Origin of the sequence: Corynebacterium sp. HMSC036D02 (assembly GCF_001836165.1) — a bacterium.
Taxonomy (GTDB): domain Bacteria; phylum Actinomycetota; class Actinomycetes; order Mycobacteriales; family Mycobacteriaceae; genus Corynebacterium.
The window spans coordinates 145,589-161,658 of record NZ_KV827706.1; the positions used below are offsets into that span (position 1 = coordinate 145,589).

General features: G+C 62.2%; 13 protein-coding genes. 9 read left to right on the forward strand and 4 right to left on the reverse strand.

Annotated elements, in window-relative coordinates; translation table 11 throughout:
* Positions 1 to 8: 8 nt before the first annotated feature.
* Both HMPREF2743_RS11455 and HMPREF2743_RS11460 read right to left on the reverse strand, forming a co-directional pair.
* Positions 9 to 2,399, reverse strand: coding sequence for a glycogen/starch/alpha-glucan phosphorylase (locus HMPREF2743_RS11455; RefSeq protein WP_070743560.1), 2,391 nt, complete (start codon positions 2,397 to 2,399; stop codon positions 9 to 11).
* A 144-nt stretch (positions 2,400 to 2,543) separates the two neighbouring features.
* A complete protein-coding gene (locus HMPREF2743_RS11460) occupies positions 2,544 to 3,752 on the reverse strand; it encodes an amidohydrolase (protein WP_070526860.1) in 1,209 nt (402 codons plus the stop codon).
* A 36-nt stretch (positions 3,753 to 3,788) separates the two neighbouring features.
* Between HMPREF2743_RS11460 and HMPREF2743_RS11465 the strand changes: the two genes are divergently transcribed.
* Positions 3,789 to 4,187, forward strand: a complete 399-nt coding sequence (locus HMPREF2743_RS11465) for a hypothetical protein (protein WP_070526862.1) — start codon at positions 3,789 to 3,791, stop codon at positions 4,185 to 4,187.
* A gap of 31 nt (positions 4,188 to 4,218) precedes the next feature.
* On the opposite strand, the gene HMPREF2743_RS11470 is transcribed toward HMPREF2743_RS11465, so the two are convergent.
* The gene (locus tag HMPREF2743_RS11470) at positions 4,219 to 5,337 is read right to left on the reverse strand and encodes a glycerate kinase (RefSeq protein ID WP_070527585.1); all 1,119 of its coding nucleotides are present in this window, start codon (positions 5,335 to 5,337) and stop codon (positions 4,219 to 4,221) included.
* Positions 5,338 to 5,508: 171 nt separating this feature from the next.
* On the opposite strand from HMPREF2743_RS11470, the gene gdhA reads away from it, so the two are divergent.
* Positions 5,509 to 6,855 (forward strand): NADP-specific glutamate dehydrogenase, encoded by a 1,347-nt coding sequence (gene gdhA / locus HMPREF2743_RS11475; protein ID WP_070818824.1) that lies wholly within the window; start codon positions 5,509 to 5,511, stop codon positions 6,853 to 6,855.
* Between the two features lie 125 nt (positions 6,856 to 6,980).
* Positions 6,981 to 7,727 (forward strand): DivIVA domain-containing protein, encoded by a 747-nt coding sequence (locus tag HMPREF2743_RS11480; RefSeq protein WP_070526869.1) that lies wholly within the window; start codon positions 6,981 to 6,983, stop codon positions 7,725 to 7,727.
* Here the strand turns inward: HMPREF2743_RS11480 and HMPREF2743_RS11485 are convergent.
* Positions 7,724 to 8,305 (reverse strand): hypothetical protein, encoded by a 582-nt coding sequence (locus HMPREF2743_RS11485; protein ID WP_070743557.1) that lies wholly within the window; start codon positions 8,303 to 8,305, stop codon positions 7,724 to 7,726. The genes HMPREF2743_RS11480 and HMPREF2743_RS11485 overlap by 4 nt on opposite strands.
* Before the next feature lie 133 nt (positions 8,306 to 8,438).
* Here HMPREF2743_RS11485 and HMPREF2743_RS11490 point away from each other — a divergent pair, with 133 nt between their 5' ends.
* Genes HMPREF2743_RS11490 through smc form a run of 6 tightly spaced genes read left to right on the forward strand, consistent with a single transcriptional unit; the run spans position 8,439 to position 15,992 of the window.
* Positions 8,439 to 8,978, forward strand: coding sequence for a YceD family protein (locus HMPREF2743_RS11490; protein WP_070526876.1), 540 nt, complete (start codon positions 8,439 to 8,441; stop codon positions 8,976 to 8,978).
* Positions 8,975 to 9,745 (forward strand): ribonuclease III, encoded by a 771-nt coding sequence (rnc, locus tag HMPREF2743_RS11495; RefSeq protein WP_070526879.1) that lies wholly within the window; start codon positions 8,975 to 8,977, stop codon positions 9,743 to 9,745. Before HMPREF2743_RS11490 ends, rnc begins: the two co-directional genes overlap by 4 nt.
* Positions 9,746 to 9,759: 14 nt before the next feature.
* Positions 9,760 to 10,608: a bifunctional DNA-formamidopyrimidine glycosylase/DNA-(apurinic or apyrimidinic site) lyase gene (gene mutM, locus HMPREF2743_RS11500; RefSeq protein WP_070818825.1), complete on the forward strand. Its 849-nt coding sequence runs from the start codon at positions 9,760 to 9,762 to the stop codon at positions 10,606 to 10,608.
* Positions 10,609 to 10,642: 34 nt separating this feature from the next.
* Complete coding sequence (locus tag HMPREF2743_RS11505; protein ID WP_070818826.1) at positions 10,643 to 12,169, forward strand: alanine/glycine:cation symporter family protein; 1,527 nt, start codon at positions 10,643 to 10,645, stop codon at positions 12,167 to 12,169.
* On the forward strand, positions 12,170 to 12,478 hold the full coding sequence (locus tag HMPREF2743_RS11510) for an acylphosphatase (protein ID WP_070526888.1): 309 nt from the start codon (positions 12,170 to 12,172) through the stop codon (positions 12,476 to 12,478).
* A 10-nt stretch (positions 12,479 to 12,488) separates the two neighbouring features.
* Positions 12,489 to 15,992, forward strand: coding sequence for a chromosome segregation protein SMC (smc, locus tag HMPREF2743_RS11515; RefSeq protein WP_070818827.1), 3,504 nt, complete (start codon positions 12,489 to 12,491; stop codon positions 15,990 to 15,992).
* Positions 15,993 to 16,070: the final 78 nt, after the last annotated feature.

Sequence of the window (16,070 nt, forward strand, 5' to 3'; positions counted from 1 at the left end):
CTGTCCGTCTAGACGTTGGAAATGGGGGTTGGGGCCAGCTTCCACACCTCGTTGGCATAGTCAGCGATAGTGCGGTCAGAGGAGAAGCGCCCGGAATAGCAGATGTTGAGCCAGGCCTTCTTAGCCCATGCCAGCTCGTCGGCGTCATAGTCAGCCGCCATGCGGTCACGGGTCTCGCGATAGTCGGCGAAATCTCCCAGGACGTAGTAGGTGTCCTGAGCGTTTTCGCCGAAGCCGTCGAGCAGCGAGGAACGAAGATCACCAAACATGCCTGCATTCTCCGACCCCAGCGTGCCATCGGTGAAGGCATCGAGGACACGCGCCAAGCCCGGAACCGTGTTGTAGAGCTCGCTCGGGTTGTACTCGGCGCGCAGCTGAGGGATGTCTTCGTTGCGGGCGCCGAAGATGTAGGCGTTGTCTTCGCCCACTGCCTCGACGATCTCTACGTTGGCGCCGTCCATCGTGCCCAAGGTCAGGGCACCGTTCATCATGAACTTCATGTTGGAGGTACCGGAGGCTTCCTTGCCTGCCACGGAGATCTGCTCGGAGACATCAGCAGCCGGGATGATGTGCTCAGCAGGGGAGACGTTGTAGTTCTCAACGAAGACTACGTTGAGCACGTCCTTGGTAGCCGGGTCGCTATTGACTAGGTCACCGATGGTGTTGATGAGTTTGATGATGGCCTTCGCGCGGACATAGCCCGGCGCAGCCTTCGCACCAAAGATGAAGGTCCGCTTCGGAACGGTTTCGCCGTCGACCTTGATGCGGAAGTACAGGTCCAAGATGTAAAGCGCATTCATCAGCTGGCGCTTGTACTCGTGCAGGCGCTTGATCTGGACGTCGAAAATGGAATCCGGATCCACGACCGAGCCCTGGTGTGCGTCAATCCATGCGGCGAAATCTTGCTTGTTGGCGCGCTTGATGTTGATGAGTTGGCGCAGCACCTTCTCATCCTCAGCCAGAGGAGCCAGCTTGGCCAGCTCGGTCAGATCGGTGACCCAGGCATCGGAGCCAGCTTGTTCTGTGAGCAGGTCGGACAGGCGCGGGTTGCACATGCGCAGCCAACGACGCGGGGTCACGCCGTTGGTCTTGTTATTGAACTTCTCCGGCCACAGCTCGTGCCACTCGGAGAGCGTGTCCGCCTTGATGATTTCGGTGTGCAGGGCGGCGACGCCATTGATCGAGTACGCGGCATAGCAAGCGATCCACGCCATGTGGACGTGCCCGTCGGATACCGGAGCCATGTAGTCGATGCGCCCTTGATCCAGGCCGCGCTGGGCCATGTCTTCGCGGAAGCGGCGGTCGATCTCTTCCACCAGCTCCCAAATGCGCCAGAACAGCTTCTGGAAGATGGATACTTCCCAGCTCTCCAAAGCCTCAGCCAGCACCGTGTGGTTGGTGTAGGCAAAAGTCTCGGTGACAACCTTCCAGGCTTCATCCCAGCCCATCCCGTGTTCGTCGAGAAGCAGGCGGAGCAATTCTGGGATGGCCAGCACCGGGTGGGTGTCGTTGAGCTGGATGCAGTTGTACTCGGCGAAGCCGGTGAGGTCCTCGCCGTGGTGCTCGATGTAGTTATCGATCATCTGCTGCAGCGAGGCCGAGACGAAGAAGTACTGCTGGCGAACGCGCAGAACCTTGCCTTCGTAGGTGGTGTCGTTGGGGTAGAGCACGCGGCAAATATCCATGACGCGCTCGCGCTCCACGATGGCCTCGGTGAAGCGCTGCGAGTTGAATGCATCGTAATCGAATTCATCGATAGGCTCGGACTTCCACAGGCGCAGCGTACCTACGTTGTCGGTGCCGTATCCGGTAATCGGCATGTCATAGGGGATAGCGCGTACGTCCATGTCATCGAAGTGGACCAAGCGCTGCTCGGAGGCACGGCGAATGATGAAGTCGTAGCCATTTTCCATCCAGGCATCCGGTTCCTCGCGCTGGAAACCGTTGTCGAAGGACTGGCGGAAGAGGCCGTAGCGGTAGAGCAGGCCGTAGCCCGTGACCGGGTAGTTCTGGGTGACAGCGGAATCGAGGAAGCAGGCGGCGAGGCGGCCCAAGCCGCCGTTGCCTAGCGCGGCATCGTGCTCGGCTTCGAGGACATCAGCCAACTCGTGGCCTGCGGCCTTGGCAGCGGCGCGGGCTTCGTCGACGAGGCCGACGTTGGTGAGGTTGTTGAGCAGGGCGCGTCCCTGGAGGAACTCAGCAGAGAAGTAGTGCTGCTGGCGGGCGGCGGAGTAGGCGGTGCGGGTGGTCTCCCAGTTGTCAGCAATCTGCTCCATTACTGAAGAAGACAAGCCGGACCAGAACTTGCGGTTGGTCGCGGCAGAGGGGGAGACACCAGCAGCGGCGCGGACGTGTCCGGGAACTGCGGTTTGAAAATCGGAGTGCTGGGCTTGACTCATAAGAATCCCTTCACCTTAGGCATAAAAATGCGGAAAAATACCAATACCCAAGCTTAACCAGTTCCGCATTCAGCTGCAGGCGAGAGCACTGCCAGCCACCGTGCGTTAATCATCACGCACGGCGAAAACGTTGTGCAGGGAAGGTTAGCGCCCCAGAAAAGACAGGACGGCTGCAGCCCCGGCGCGGGTGGCCGAGCGCATGGTGGGCTCATAATCCGGCAGGAAAGTGGATTGGTGGTTAACCGGCGGGTTGTCCAGGAGGTTGTCCGGCGTGGAGCCGATGAACCAGAAGCTATAAGGCACGTCCCAGGCTTGTGGGAGATAACAGAAATCCTCGGAGACGGTGGACGGGGTGGCGCTGACGGAGAGATCAGCAAAGACCGCGTCGAAGGCCGAGCGAACGGTCTCATGAGTGGAAGCGTCATTATCGGTGACTTCGCCGTGGGCAAAATACTCGAAGGTGGGCTCTGCTGGGCATCCTGAGGCTTCGCACTCGGCGCGCACCATACGCTCGAGGGAGGCGTAGACGCGCTGCGCCAACTCCGGCTTGTAATAGCGGGTGTTGAGCACGAGTTCGGCGCTGCCTGGAATGATGTTGTTTTTATCGCCCGAATGCAGCTCGCCTACCGAGATGACGAAGAAATCATGGGGTGGAACTTCGCGGCCGACGATGGCCTGCAGGCGCGTGACCACCATGGCGGCCACGTAGGAAGGATCGATGGCCTCGTGTGGCATGGAGGCGTGCGCTGAGCGCCCCGTAATGCGGATGCGGAGGGAATCGCAGCCGGCCAGGATGGGGCCGGCGGTGGACTGCACCTGGCCGGCGGGGCCCGGCATGACGTGTTGGCCAAAGCAGACATCGGGTGTGGGAACGCGCTCGGTAAGCCCGTCCGCAATCATGTATTTGGCGCCCATGGATGACTCCTCCGCGGGTTGGAAGAGTGCCAGGAAGGTGCCGTGCCAGGCGTCGCGGTGGGCGTCAAGAATCGCGCACGCGCCGAGTAATGCCGTGGTGTGCACATCGTGCCCGCAGGCATGCATCGCGCCATTGGTGGCGGCGAAGGGGACGCCGGTTTCCTCGGCCACGGGGAGGGCATCAAAATCCGCCCGCATCAGCGCGGTCGGGCCGTCCCCATTACGGAAGATAGCGACGATGCCGTGGCCGCCGATTCCGGTGATGAGCTCGCACTCGTACTTGTCTAGTTGTTCCAGAATCCGCCCGGCGGTGCGTTCCTCTTGGTGGGACAGCTCTGGGTGGGCGTGCATGTCTTCATAGAAGGCGCGTTGCCAGCTGAGATCGACGGAATCTTCGAGGAGGAGCGAGCTCAGCCGGGAAAGTGTGGGATCTGCCATAGTTACTGCCCTTCAAGTTTGGGTAGGGTTACCTACATGCCATTGATTCACTTTGATGTTCTGGTGCCGGATGCGCAAGCCGAGCGCGTGGCCGAAATCTTTAGCGCTGCTACCCACAAGCTGGTGGATAACAGCTCCTTAGTTTCTGCTGAGGTTACTCGTGTGCCTGATCCTGCACTCCCGGAGGGGCTGGAAGAACAGCTGCGCCAGACTTATCGCGATGAGCATGAAGAGCGTGATTTAGAGGACGCCAACGTCTACCGCTATGCCATCGATGTTGATGGTGTGAAGGGCTCCGTCAATCAGCTGACCATGGTCCTCGCGCGCTTGTTGACGCCCCATTCGGTTCTACCGAAGGATCACGTGTTGTTGGAGGATGAGCTCGCCCACGAGCGTCCAGCTATTTTCCCGTGGGCGGTGCAGGTGACCCCGTAGTTCTGCTGAGAGCTATAGCCCGCAGAGAGCTTTAGCTCTGCAGAACGTTGCGGACGAGGCGTTCGGCCGCGTTGCTTAAGTGCTGGGCGACGTCCCCCTCTTCCTCCCCATCGAGTTCTTCCAGTAGCGTGCCCTGCGGTGCCGGTGCGGTTGCGGAGCCGGCGATGATGCCCAGGGTAGGCAGGCTAGTCATGTCCGCCAGTGTGCCCACCACCTTTCCGGTAAGCGATTGTTCGTCGAAGCGCCCTTCTCCGGTAAGGATGAGGTCCGCCTCGGCGATACGCGCGGGCAGGTCGAGTGCTTCGGCTACATACTGGCCGCCCGGCACGATGCGGCAGTGCTCCGCCGTACCCCACAGCGTGCGCGAAAGCCAGCTCAGGGCGATGGGAATGCCGCCCGCGGCGCCGAAGAATTCCGCCTGTGAGTCGGTCTCCGTGACTTCGCAGAGTCGCAGCATCGCGCCCGCCAGTAGCGCTACTTGTTCGCCTTCAGCACCTTTTTGTGGGCCGTACATCGTCGCGGCTTGGACGGGCACGGCGCGAGTATCGGTGACCAAGGTGTAGTCCAGCATGGCCGCCTTCATATTGAGCTGTGCGGTGTCAATATGGTCGAGGTTGACCAAAGGTGCACCGCCTTTGGGTAGGGCGTATCCGCGGGCGTCGTGGGCGGCGGCGCCGAATGCGGCGAGGATGCCGAGACCACCGTCGATGCTGGCGCTGCCGCCGAGGCCGAGAACGATGTGCTTGGCGCCGCGCGCTTCGGCGTCGGCTACCAGCACGCCCGTTCCATAGGAATCCGCATGGAGTGGATCAAGGGCGTCGGCGACGGCAGGAAGGCCAGTTGCGGCGGCGACGTCGATGAAGGCGGTGTCGCCAACGAGCTGGTAGCTTGCCTCGGTCAGGCGCCCGATGGCATCGGTGGTAGGCAGCGTAATGGTCTGACCCGCCGTGCCGTGGTGATGAACAGCGGCGCTGGCGAGCACCTCCGCGGTGCCTTCGCCGCCATCGGCCATGGGCAGGGTCGTTACCTTCGCCGAGTCGGCGTGGGGCGAGGAGCTGAGAGCGCGCCGCGCGCCCAATGCAATGGCGGCGGCAGCTTCGGCTGCAGTGGCGGTGCCTTTAAAGGAGTCGGGGGCAACAAGAATGTGCATGCCCATGAGTATATGGCAGAGATGTGAGAAAAAATTTTCGCACTCTGACCAGCCGTTAAAGTGCTCACTAGTACGCCCGTCTTGCAATTTAGGTCGATTGATAGAAAACTATCGCTTGTTCAATGGATGACGCACCGACCGCAAGGAACGGTGCCCAATGAAAGGATTGCCATGTCCATCGACCAGCAAATCTCCGATTACTACAGCAAGCTTCTCAAGCGTAATGCGGGCGAACCGGAATTCCACCAGGCGCTCGCTGAGGTACTCGACTCACTGAAGATCGTCCTCAATAAGGACCCCCACTACGCTGATTACGGCCTGGTCGAGCGGCTGTGCGAGCCTGAGCGCCAGCTCATCTTCCGCGTCCCGTGGGTGGATGACAACGGCCAGATTCAGGTCAACCGCGGCTTCCGCGTGCAATTCAACTCGGCCCTCGGCCCGTACAAGGGTGGCCTGCGTTTCCACCCGAGCGTGAACCTGGGCATCATCAAGTTCCTCGGTTTCGAGCAGATCTTTAAGAACTCGCTGACCGGCCTGCCTATCGGTGGCGGCAAGGGCGGCTCTGACTTCGACCCGAAGGGCAAGTCCGAAGCCGAGGTCATGCGCTTTTGCCAGTCCTTCATGACGGAGCTGCACAACCACATCGGCGAGTACCGCGATGTGCCGGCCGGCGATATCGGCGTGGGCGGCCGCGAAATCGGATTCCTGTTTGGCCAGTACCGCCGCTTAGAAAACAAGCACGAGTCCGGGGTCCTTACGGGCAAGGGGCTGACCTGGGGTGGCTCCCTCGTGCGCACTGAGGCCACCGGTTACGGCCTGGTATATCTGACCTCGGAGATGATGAAGACCCACGGCGAGTCCTTCGACGGCGCAAAGGTCATTGTTTCCGGCTCCGGCAATGTTGCCATCTACGCCGCCGAGAAGGTTCAGCAGCTCGGCGGAACCGTCGTGGCGATGTCCGATTCCTCCGGCTACATCACGACGCCGAACGGCGTGGACCTAGAGCTGCTCAAGGACATCAAGGAAGTTCGCCGCGAGCGCATTTCCACCTACGCCGGCGAGGCGGGCGCGGGAGTGGAGTACCACGAGGGCGGCAACGTGTGGGAGGTCAGCGCCGATGTTGCCCTGCCGTGCGCGACCCAGAACGAACTCGACGGCGATGACGCCAAGCTCCTGGTGAAAAACCACATCCGCTACGTCGCTGAGGGTGCAAACATGCCGTGTACCCCGGAAGCCGCGCACTACTTCGGGGGGAGCGGAATCGCCTTCGCGCCGGGCAAGGCCGCGAATGCGGGCGGTGTGGCGACCTCCGCGCTGGAGATGCAGCAGAACGCATCCCGCGACTCCTGGTCCTTCGAGTACACCGACCAGCGCCTGCATGAGATCATGTCCAATATCTTCCGCAACATCGACAAGACCTCCAAGGAATACGGCTTGGAAGGTGACTACGTGGCGGGCGCCAACATTGCCGGCTTCAAGAAGGTGGCCGACGCCATGCTGGCCCAAGGCGTAATCTAGCCGTTTCCTTATCCCTGTATATCCCTGTATCCGCGCTTAACCTCCTCGCTTGCCGGGGAGTTTTTCGCCATTTCTTCCCGCGTGGGATACGTCGCAGTGCGCGTGCGCTTGGATAGGCTGGTGCCATGTACCGCGTATTTGAGTCCCTCGATGAACTTGTTCGCAACCTGGAACAGGCCTATGCCGTTCCTATGACCTCCAACTGCATGGTTCCGCGCCACGAAATGCTGGCGCTTCTCGACGATCTCCGTAACGCCCTCCCCGTTGAAATGGATGACGCCCAGGACGTCCTAGACAAGCAGGACGAGATCCTCCAGGGTGCTGAGGAGCGCGCGGAGCAGATTATTTCTGAGGCCACCGCCGAGGCCGATGACACCGTTGCCCGTGCGCGTGAGGACTCAGACGCAATGCTTGCCGACGCCCAACACCGCGCCACCACCTTGGTAGCCCAGGCGGAAGACGAGGCCACCAACCTCGTGGACAATGCGCGTTCCGACGCCGAGCGCACCCGCGCCCAGGCGGATGAGGAGTACCAGCGCGCCGTCGCAGCAGGCCAAGCCGAGCAGGACCGCTTGGTCTCCGAATCCGAGGTTGTGCGCCGTGCCGACGACGAGGCGCACCGCATTGTGGAGACCGCGCACTCTGAGTCCAACCGTCTGCGCACCGAGTGTGATGAATTCGTTGACGCCAAGCTCGGGGAATTCGAGACCACTTTGTCTGACCTCCTGCGCACCGTGAATAACGATCGCTCCGCTCTGCGCCGAGGTGCGGGTGTGCGTTCCCGTGGGGAATCGCGCGGCGAGGGACGAGGCGCTGCGCGCGAGACCCGGGAACCGGCACGCCGGGCGCCGCGTGCGCCCCGCGACTACTAGAGGGGATTAAGACTCAGCCGCTCCGCGCGGTGGATCCGGGCGGCCTCCTTGGCTGGCATGGTGCTCAAGGCGGCCGCAAGACCGGCGGATACTAAACCCGGCAGCGCATAGAGCACCCACATGATGCCGAAATCCGTTCCCGGGGTGTGGGGTTCTGAGATGGGGCCCCAGGCGGCGTCGGCAAGCAGCAGCGCCACATCGACTGCGCCAACGGTCAGCATCATCAGGCCAATCCCCATGCCCGCGGCGGAAAAAGATTCCCGTGCGCGCCAGGCGATGAGCGCAGCAAAAAGCGAGAACAAGGCCGAAGATAGGATCAGGATCGGCTCAAAGTGCAGGGGTAGGAAGTACACCGCCCCGACCATTAAACCGGCGAGCGTGCTGGCGAGGGCCACGCGATGCAAGGAATAGCCGGCGTTGCCGAAGATACTGGGGCGGTGTCGCGTGAAAACGTGGCGGCACGCCACTCCCGCGAGGGCTAGCGCCACAGCGGGGGCGAGGCACTGCAAGGGGTAGCTGAGCGCGAGCTCGCGTGCCGTGGCGCTCAGGGACGCCGTATCGGTAGCGGTGTAGCTCATGGGGCTTTAGGCTAAAAGCCTCAAGCACAAGAATCGAGCTTTTAGGCCAAGTGCTTAAGTGCCTATGACCCAGCATTCAGGTCTTTGCCAGTCTAGGGCGCGCGGGCCAGCACAGGGTAAGCTGGTGGGCGCTATGAAATCACCATTGAAGTTCGACGTGACGGAATTGCTCCGCAGCCAAGGAACCGACGCGCTGCCTGAGCACCGCGTGCAGACCGGACCCGCGCCAGAGCGCATCGGCGTGGAAATGATCGGCATCCCGGAAGGTACTGAAGTTAAGGTGGATGCCACCTTGACCCCGTTGGGCTCCGGCGTGTTGGTGGACGCTGATGTCACCGGCACCCTCAGCGGCGAATGTGCCCGTTGCCTGGCAGAGCTGCACCCGGAACTGGATCTCCACGTATCCCAGGTGTTTTCCGCAGATGAATCCTTCGTCAGCGGGGATGAGGCCGAGGAGGAGGATCGCGGTTCCGGTGATGAGGTGCCCGAGATTAAGGATGGAATCCTCGACCTCCTACAGACCGTGATCGATGAGGCAGGTTTATCTCTTCCTTTTGCGCCAACGTGCGAGGAGGGGTGTGATGTGGACGCTCCTGATGGAGTGACCACGGGGGTCTCTGGGGAAGAAGAGCGCGTGGATCCGCGTTGGTCTGGGCTGGAGAAATTCCTATGAGCAAGAAGAAGAAACTCACCGGTGAACAGGCACTAGCCGCGGCATTCGCGGAGGTAGATCACGCCCCGCTGCTGAAGGCGCTCGGCGTGGAGATCAGCGATGAGCTGCTGTGCTTGGCGCTGACCCACCGCTCTTTTGCCAATGAGAACGGGCACCTGCCCAATAACGAGCGCCTCGAGTTCCTTGGGGATGCCGTCTTGGGCTTGTCCATCGCGGCCAAGCTTTATGACAAATACCCTTCGCGCCCCGAGTCGGATATTTCCAAGATGCGCGCCTCCATCGTGTCGCGCTACGGCCTGTCCGACGTCGCCCGCGAGATCGGCGTGGGCGAGCACGTCCTGTTGGGCAAGGGCGAGCAATCTACTGGCGGCCGCGATAAGGATTCCATCTTGGCTGATACCACCGAGGCCATCCTGGGGGCTATCTACCGCCAGCATGGTTTTGAGGTTGCCCGCGGGGTGGTGCTGAGGCTCTTCGCTGCCAAGATTGATAACGCCGTGGTGTCTGGCCGCCATATGGACTGGAAGACCACCTTGCAGGAGCTGTGCGCGGAGCTGAAGGCAGCGATGCCGGTCTACTCGGCCACTTCGACGGGTCCTGAGCATGATCAGACCTTTAATGCCGTGGCCACCGTGGCCGGTTTGACCGTGGGCAGGGGAACAGGCCATAACAAGAAGCTCGCCGAGCAGCAGGCAGCGGAAGAAGCATGCCAAGCGTTGCGCGAGACGCCATTGCTGGTGCAGGGCACCGCCGGCAAAGAGAGCTAAACTACGAGGATTCGATGCCAGAACTCCCCGAAGTTGAGTCCGTCCGCCGCGGACTCGAGCCCTATGTTGTGGGGCGCACTTTCGCTGCAGTAGAGGTTCTCCACCCGCGCGCTAACCGGGGCCAAGAAGCCCCGCTGTCCGCGCTGCTGGTGGGCAGGAAGATTTCCGCGGTGGCGCGCCGCGGCAAGTTCATGTGGTTGGAGTTCGCCGACGAGGACCACGACGACCCAGCTCGCGATGTGCTCTTCATCCACCTCGGCATGTCGGGGCAGGTGCGGATCGGTGAGGTGGATTCGCCTCATGTGCGCATCGCCGCCGTGCTTGATGACGCCACCCGTCTCAGCTTCGTGGACCAGCGCACTTTCGGCTATTGGCGTCTCGGGCCGTGGCTGAGCATGGCGCATATTGCTCCGGATCCTCTCGAAGCAGACTTCGATCTGACCGCGGCTGGGCGGCGCTTGCGCGCGAAACGCACAGCAGTAAAGGTGGCTTTGCTCGACCAAACGGTGCTCAGTGGGGTGGGCAATATCTATGCCGATGAGGCGCTGTGGGCGGCCCAGATTTCTCCGCTGAAGAAGACTAATGCTCTGCGGCAGCGCGATGCCGTCGCTGTGATTTCCGCGGCCGCCGATGTCATGCGCGCCGCGCTCGCCGTTGGCGGCACCAGCTTTGATGCGTTGTACGTCAACGTCAACGGCGAATCCGGATATTTTGACCGTTCCCTGCACGTCTATGGGAGGGGTGGTCAATCCTGCGATCGTTGCGGCGAAGAAATCCTGAAAACCGTGCTAGGCGGGCGTGGGACCCACTACTGCCCGTCCTGTCAGCGCCGCGGAGAGGGGAGGCAGCCCGCAGCCAACTAGGACGATTCTGGTGTGAGTTATTAATGTGTAACGCATGCAAGAAATCTTCAGCACCGTGATTGGTGTCATTAACGACAGCCTGTGGTCCTATGTTCTGCCATGGCTGCTTATCGCTGCTGGCCTTTACTTCGGTATCCGCACCGCTTTGGTGCAGGTCCGCATGGTGCCGGATATGTTCAAAGCGGTCGTCGAAAAGCCCAAGGGGGTCGGTGTCGATGAGGACGCCGATTACGGCGGTATTTCTGCCTTCAAAGCGTTCACCATCTCGGCGGCGTCGCGTGTGGGCACCGGCAACGTCGCGGGCGTGGCCGTAGCAATTTCTGTGGGCGGGCCCGGCGCGGTGTTCTGGATGTGGCTCATCGCCATCCTGGGTGGCGCAACTGCGTTCGTGGAGTCCACGCTGGCCCAGCTGTGGAAGGTCCGCGAGGGGGATACCTACCGCGGCGGCCCGGCCTACTACATGTCCCGCGGTCTGGGCTGGAAGCCCTTGGCAACCATTTTCTCCGTCGCCATCGCCATCACTTTTGGTTGGTTCTACAACGCTTTCCAGACCAACGCTATCTCTGATTCCTTGGCGGCCTCCTTCGGACAGGAGTCCGGTGCCTTCAAGGCTGGCGTGGGTATTGCCGTCGTCGCCGTAGCTGGCCTCATCATTATCGGTGGCGTTCAGCGCATCGCCTCGATGACCCAGTTCATCGTGCCGTTTATGGCCGGTGCGTACCTCATCATGGGCTTCATCGTGGTGGTCTTGAACTTTGACAAGGTGCCGGACATGTTCGTCTCCATCGTCGGCTCTGCCTTTGGCTTCCGTGAGGCTGCTGGCGCGACACTGGGTATGGCCATGCTGAAGGGCATCCAGCGCGGCCTGTTCTCCAACGAGGCTGGCGAAGGCTCGGCGCCGAACGCGGCAGCAACGGCGACGGTCTCCCACCCCGTGAAGCAGGGCCTTGTGCAGACCCTCGGCGTGTACTTCGACACCCTGGTGGTGTGTACGATTACCGCCTTCATCATTTTGCTGGGTACTGATTTCGAAAGCTTTGGCTCCGACGCAATTGAGGGAGTGACCCTGACCCAGAACGCGCTGTCCAATGTGGTCGGCGAGTGGGGCATCCACTTCGTCACGTTCATCCTGTTCTTCTTGGCATTCTCCTCGATTCTGGGCAACTACTACCTTGCCGAGTCCAACGTGGAGTACCTCTCCGGGAAGAAGTGGGTGCTGTGGACCTTCCGCCTCATCGTGTTGGCTTTCGTCTTCTACGGTGCGGTGGCCCCGCTGGGCACCGTGTTCGACCTGGCGGATACGGGTGCCGCCATCATGGTGCTGCTCAACGTGTGCGCCATCGTGCCGCTGTGCGGCGTGGCCATCAAGCTGCTGAAGAACTACAACGAGCAGCGCCGTAAGGGCCTGGATCCCGTCTTCCACCGTGATATGCTGCCGGAACTGCAGAACGTTGAGTGCTGGGATGGCACGGATCCGGTAACCCGCCGCAGCGTGGAGGACCGCCGCCGTCTCGATCACGAATTCGACTTGAGCGACCGCACAAACCTGAGGGAGTACTAGATGGCAGGCACAGCATCAGCCTCTGCGGGACATGAACGCCTCACAGCTTTCGTACTTGGCCACGTCCAAGGCGTGGGCTTTCGCTGGTGGACGCGCTCCCGTGCTCTCGAACTAGGACTGGCAGGACACGCGACGAACCTGCAGGATGGCCGCGTCCAGGTGGTTGCTGAAGGCCCGCGTGCTGATTGCGAGAAGCTGCTGGCCTTGCTGCGTGAAGAACCGTCGACCACCCACCGTCCAGGCGTGGTGAACGCCGTGGTGGAGCAGTGGACCGCCCCGCGCGGTGAGTCGGGGTTCATCGAGCGCTAAACTTATTCGAATGCACCTCAAATCGCTCACGCTCAAAGGATTCAAGTCCTTCGCGTCCGCGACGAACCTGAAATTCGAGCCCGGTATCTGCGCCGTGGTCGGCCCGAATGGCTCGGGTAAATCTAACGTCGTCGACGCACTGGCGTGGGTCATGGGTGAAGGCAGCGCCAAGACGCTGCGCGGCGGCAAGATGCAGGACGTCATTTTTGCCGGCGCCGGGGACCGCAAGGCCCTCGGCCGCGCTGAGGTCACGCTGACGATTGACAATTCCGATGGTGCCTTGCCCATCGAGTATTCAGAGGTCTCCGTCACCCGCCGCATGTACCGGGATGGCGCGAGCGAATATGAGATTAATGGGGCGAAGGCGCGCCTCATGGATATCCAAGAGCTGCTTTCTGATTCCGGCATTGGCCGTGAGATGCACATCATCGTGGGCCAGGGAAAACTGGCGGAGATCCTGGAGTCCCGACCAGAAGATCGTCGCGCCTATATTGAGGAAGCCGCGGGCGTGCTTAAGCACCGCCGCCGTAAGGAAAAGGCGCAGCGCAAGCTCACGGGCATGCAAGCCAACCTGGACCGCCTGCAAGACCTGACCGATGAGTTGGGTAAGCAGCTCAAGCCGCTGGCACGCCAAGCGGAGGCCGCCCAACGTGCAGCCACTGTGCAAGCGGATCTGCGCGATGCCCGCCTGCGTTTGGCAGGTGACCGCGTGGTCAGGCTGCGTGCCACCTTTGAGGATGCGGAGAAGCACGCGGTGGTGCTCGCCGAACAGGTCGAGGAAGTAACGGCTCAGCTGGAAGAGGCGACCGAAATCCAGCTCAAGGTAGAGGCCGAGTTGGGGGATGTCACGCCGCGCGCGGAGGCCGCGCAGAAATTGTGGTTCGAGCTATCGACGCTGAGCGAACGCATCTCTGCCACGCAGCGTATTGCGGCCGAGCGTGCCAGCAACGTCGGATCCCAGGTGACCTATGCCGGCCAGGATCCGGAGGAGCTGGAGGCACGCGCCCGGCGTGCCGACGAGGAGCACCACGAGCTGCTGGCCGCGGCCGAAGAAGCAGCGGAGCGCTTGGAATCGATCCGGGAGGAAGTGGCTGAGCGCCGGGAAGCCTTCGAGGCCGCGGACAAGGAACATATGGCGCAGCTGCGCGCCATTGCGGATCGTCGCGAAGGCGTGGTCCGCCTCATCGCGGCCGAGGAAAACCTGGCGGGCCAGGTAAGCTCCGCGGAATCCGAGTTGGCGCGCCAGGAAGAAACCCTGGCGAACACGAAGGCGCGCACCAGGGGAGCGCAGGTGGAGGCCGATGAGGTAGCGGACAAACTAGAGCACCTGGCTGCCGAGCGTGAGCCGCTGGAAGAAGCGCACGTACGCGCGGCCAGCGAGTCCGCCGCGGCCGATAAACGCTTGGAGCAGCTGCGCGATGCCCAGCGGGAGCGCGAGCGTACCGTGTACAGCCTGCGAGCCCGGATCGATACGCTGGGCCAGACTGCTCCGGAAGCGCTCGAGCTGGGGGAGGGGTTTAAACCTCTCGCGGAGTTCATCTCTACGCGTTATGAAACGGCCGTCGCGGCGGCACTCGGCTCCTTCGCGGAGGCGCAGGCCGGTGCGGTGAGCATGGACATCGTGGGTGAACTCGCTGAGGCGAGCCGCACTCCGCTGATCGACGTCTCCACGGAACCTACTGGTTCAGCCTGGCGCCTTGATGCGGACCTGCCTTCCGGTGCTAGCTGGTTGCTCGACCAGATGGTCTTGGTCCCGGAAGTATCGGCGGCGGTGACGCGGCTGCTCTCCGACGTCGTTTTGGTGGATGACTATGCCGCGGCCCGCGAGCTCATTGCTGAGGATCCGCGCCTGCGGGCCGTCACCGCCGAGGGCTTGCTGGTTGGTGAAGGCTGGGTCGAGGCCGGAACTGGTGCCGTCTCCACGGTCGAGGTGAGCGGCCAGATTGCAGAAGCCGAGCAACAGCTGGAAACCGCCACCCACGAGCTGGAGGAGCTATCAGGCACGCTGGAAGGAGCGAAGCTAGCCGCCGATGATGCCCGGGTAGGCGCGGCGAGCGCTAAGGCCGCGTTGCGCGAGCATGATCACGAGCTTGAGGCGTGGAAGCGCGACCACCAGCGCTTGCTCAAGCAGTATGAGGCGAACAAGGCGGAGCACGAAAAGGCTGCCGCTCGCGCCACGGACATCGAGGTGCAGTTGGCCCGCCTGCGCGAAGAACTCGCGGAGGCTCGTGACCGCTTGTCGCGCGTGGACGCTGCTGAGCAAGCGGATGAACCTTCCTCGGTGGAACGCGATGCAGCCTCGGCCGCCCTTGAACAGGTCAAGGCCATGGAGGTAGAGGCTCAACTGGCGGCCCGCAGCGCGGAGGAAAAGGTAGGCCAGGCAGCCGGCAAGGGAGAGGCCCTGCGGCGCCAAGCCCAACACGAGCGCCAGGCCAAGGCCCGCCACGATCAAGCGATGGCCCGCCGGCAGGCACAGGCGCGGTTGGCGGGGGCCGTCAACAAGCATGCCCAGGACCTCGCCGCCCGCACTACCCAGGCACTCGAGCGCGCAGCTGAAAAACGCGATGAGCTAGTGACCCAGCGCGGCGTGCTGCAGGGGCGTGCGCAGTCGGCGAAGCAGGCGGTCTCCGCTACCCGCCAGCAGCTCGATCGCCTGACCGATTCCGCGCACAACTCGGAGATTGCCCGCAGCCAGGCACAGGTGCGCGTGGATGAGGCCGAGGGCAAAATCGTGGAACAACTCGGCATTGCTATCCCGGACTTGCTCAAGGACTACACCCCGGGCGAGGACTTCGATCGCTCCGCCGAGACCAAGCGGTTGAAGCAGGCCGAGAAGGACCTCAACTCCTTGGGCAAGGTCAACCCGCTGGCCTTGGAGGAGTATAAGGCGCTCGAGGAGCGCTATAGCTTCCTGTCCACGCAATTAGATGACGTGATTCAGGCCCGCAAGGATCTGACTGGCGTTATCGAAGACGTGGATGCGCAAATCTTGCAGCTGTTCACGGACGCCTGGCATGACGTGGAAGCGGAGTTTCCCAAGGTTTTCCAGACGCTGTTCCCAGGAGGCGAGGGTCGCCTCATCCTCACGGAGCCGGACGACATGCTGGCTACCGGCATCGAGGTGGAGGCCCGCCCACCGGGTAAGAAAGTCAAACGATTGTCGCTGCTCTCGGGCGGTGAGAAGTCCCTGACTGCACTGGCCATGCTCGTGGCGATTTTCCGCGCGCGCCCCTCACCGTTCTACGTCATGGATGAGGTGGAAGCCGCGCTTGACGACGTCAACCTGCGCCGCCTCATTGCACTTTTCGAGGAACTGCGTAAGGATTCTCAGCTCATCGTCATTACCCACCAGAAACCGACGATGGACGTGGCCAACGTTCTTTACGGCGTGACGATGCGCGGCGATGGCGTAACGCGCGTGATTTCGCAGCGCATGTCCCGCGCCGGTGAGGCACCGGGCACGGCTCAAGCCGCCGAGGATGCCACGCGCCTTGGAGTGGACGCTCCGCGCTAACGGCGGGCATCGTCTGTGCGTCTCCATCGACATGCTGGAGGCAACTGTCAAAAGGCATCAGTCATAAGGCGTTTTCAC

What these genes read in the sequence shown, in the direction of transcription:
- HMPREF2743_RS11455 (WP_070743560.1), bottom strand. Translation starts at nt 2,399, where the DNA reads ATGAGTCAAGCCCAGCACTCCGATTTTCAAACCGCAGTTCCCGGACAC.
- HMPREF2743_RS11460 (WP_070526860.1), bottom strand. Translation starts at nt 3,752, where the DNA reads ATGGCAGATCCCACACTTTCCCGGCTGAGCTCGCTCCTCCTCGAAGAT.
- HMPREF2743_RS11465 (WP_070526862.1), top strand. Translation starts at nt 3,789, where the DNA reads ATGCCATTGATTCACTTTGATGTTCTGGTGCCGGATGCGCAAGCCGAG.
- HMPREF2743_RS11470 (WP_070527585.1), bottom strand. Translation starts at nt 5,337, where the DNA reads ATGCACATTCTTGTTGCCCCCGACTCCTTTAAAGGCACCGCCACTGCA.
- gdhA (WP_070818824.1), top strand. Translation starts at nt 5,509, where the DNA reads ATGTCCATCGACCAGCAAATCTCCGATTACTACAGCAAGCTTCTCAAG.
- HMPREF2743_RS11480 (WP_070526869.1), top strand. Translation starts at nt 6,981, where the DNA reads ATGTACCGCGTATTTGAGTCCCTCGATGAACTTGTTCGCAACCTGGAA.
- HMPREF2743_RS11485 (WP_070743557.1), bottom strand. Translation starts at nt 8,305, where the DNA reads ATGAGCTACACCGCTACCGATACGGCGTCCCTGAGCGCCACGGCACGC.
- HMPREF2743_RS11490 (WP_070526876.1), top strand. Translation starts at nt 8,439, where the DNA reads ATGAAATCACCATTGAAGTTCGACGTGACGGAATTGCTCCGCAGCCAA.
- rnc (WP_070526879.1), top strand. Translation starts at nt 8,975, where the DNA reads ATGAGCAAGAAGAAGAAACTCACCGGTGAACAGGCACTAGCCGCGGCA.
- mutM (WP_070818825.1), top strand. Translation starts at nt 9,760, where the DNA reads ATGCCAGAACTCCCCGAAGTTGAGTCCGTCCGCCGCGGACTCGAGCCC.
- HMPREF2743_RS11505 (WP_070818826.1), top strand. Translation starts at nt 10,643, where the DNA reads ATGCAAGAAATCTTCAGCACCGTGATTGGTGTCATTAACGACAGCCTG.
- HMPREF2743_RS11510 (WP_070526888.1), top strand. Translation starts at nt 12,170, where the DNA reads ATGGCAGGCACAGCATCAGCCTCTGCGGGACATGAACGCCTCACAGCT.
- smc (WP_070818827.1), top strand. Translation starts at nt 12,489, where the DNA reads ATGCACCTCAAATCGCTCACGCTCAAAGGATTCAAGTCCTTCGCGTCC.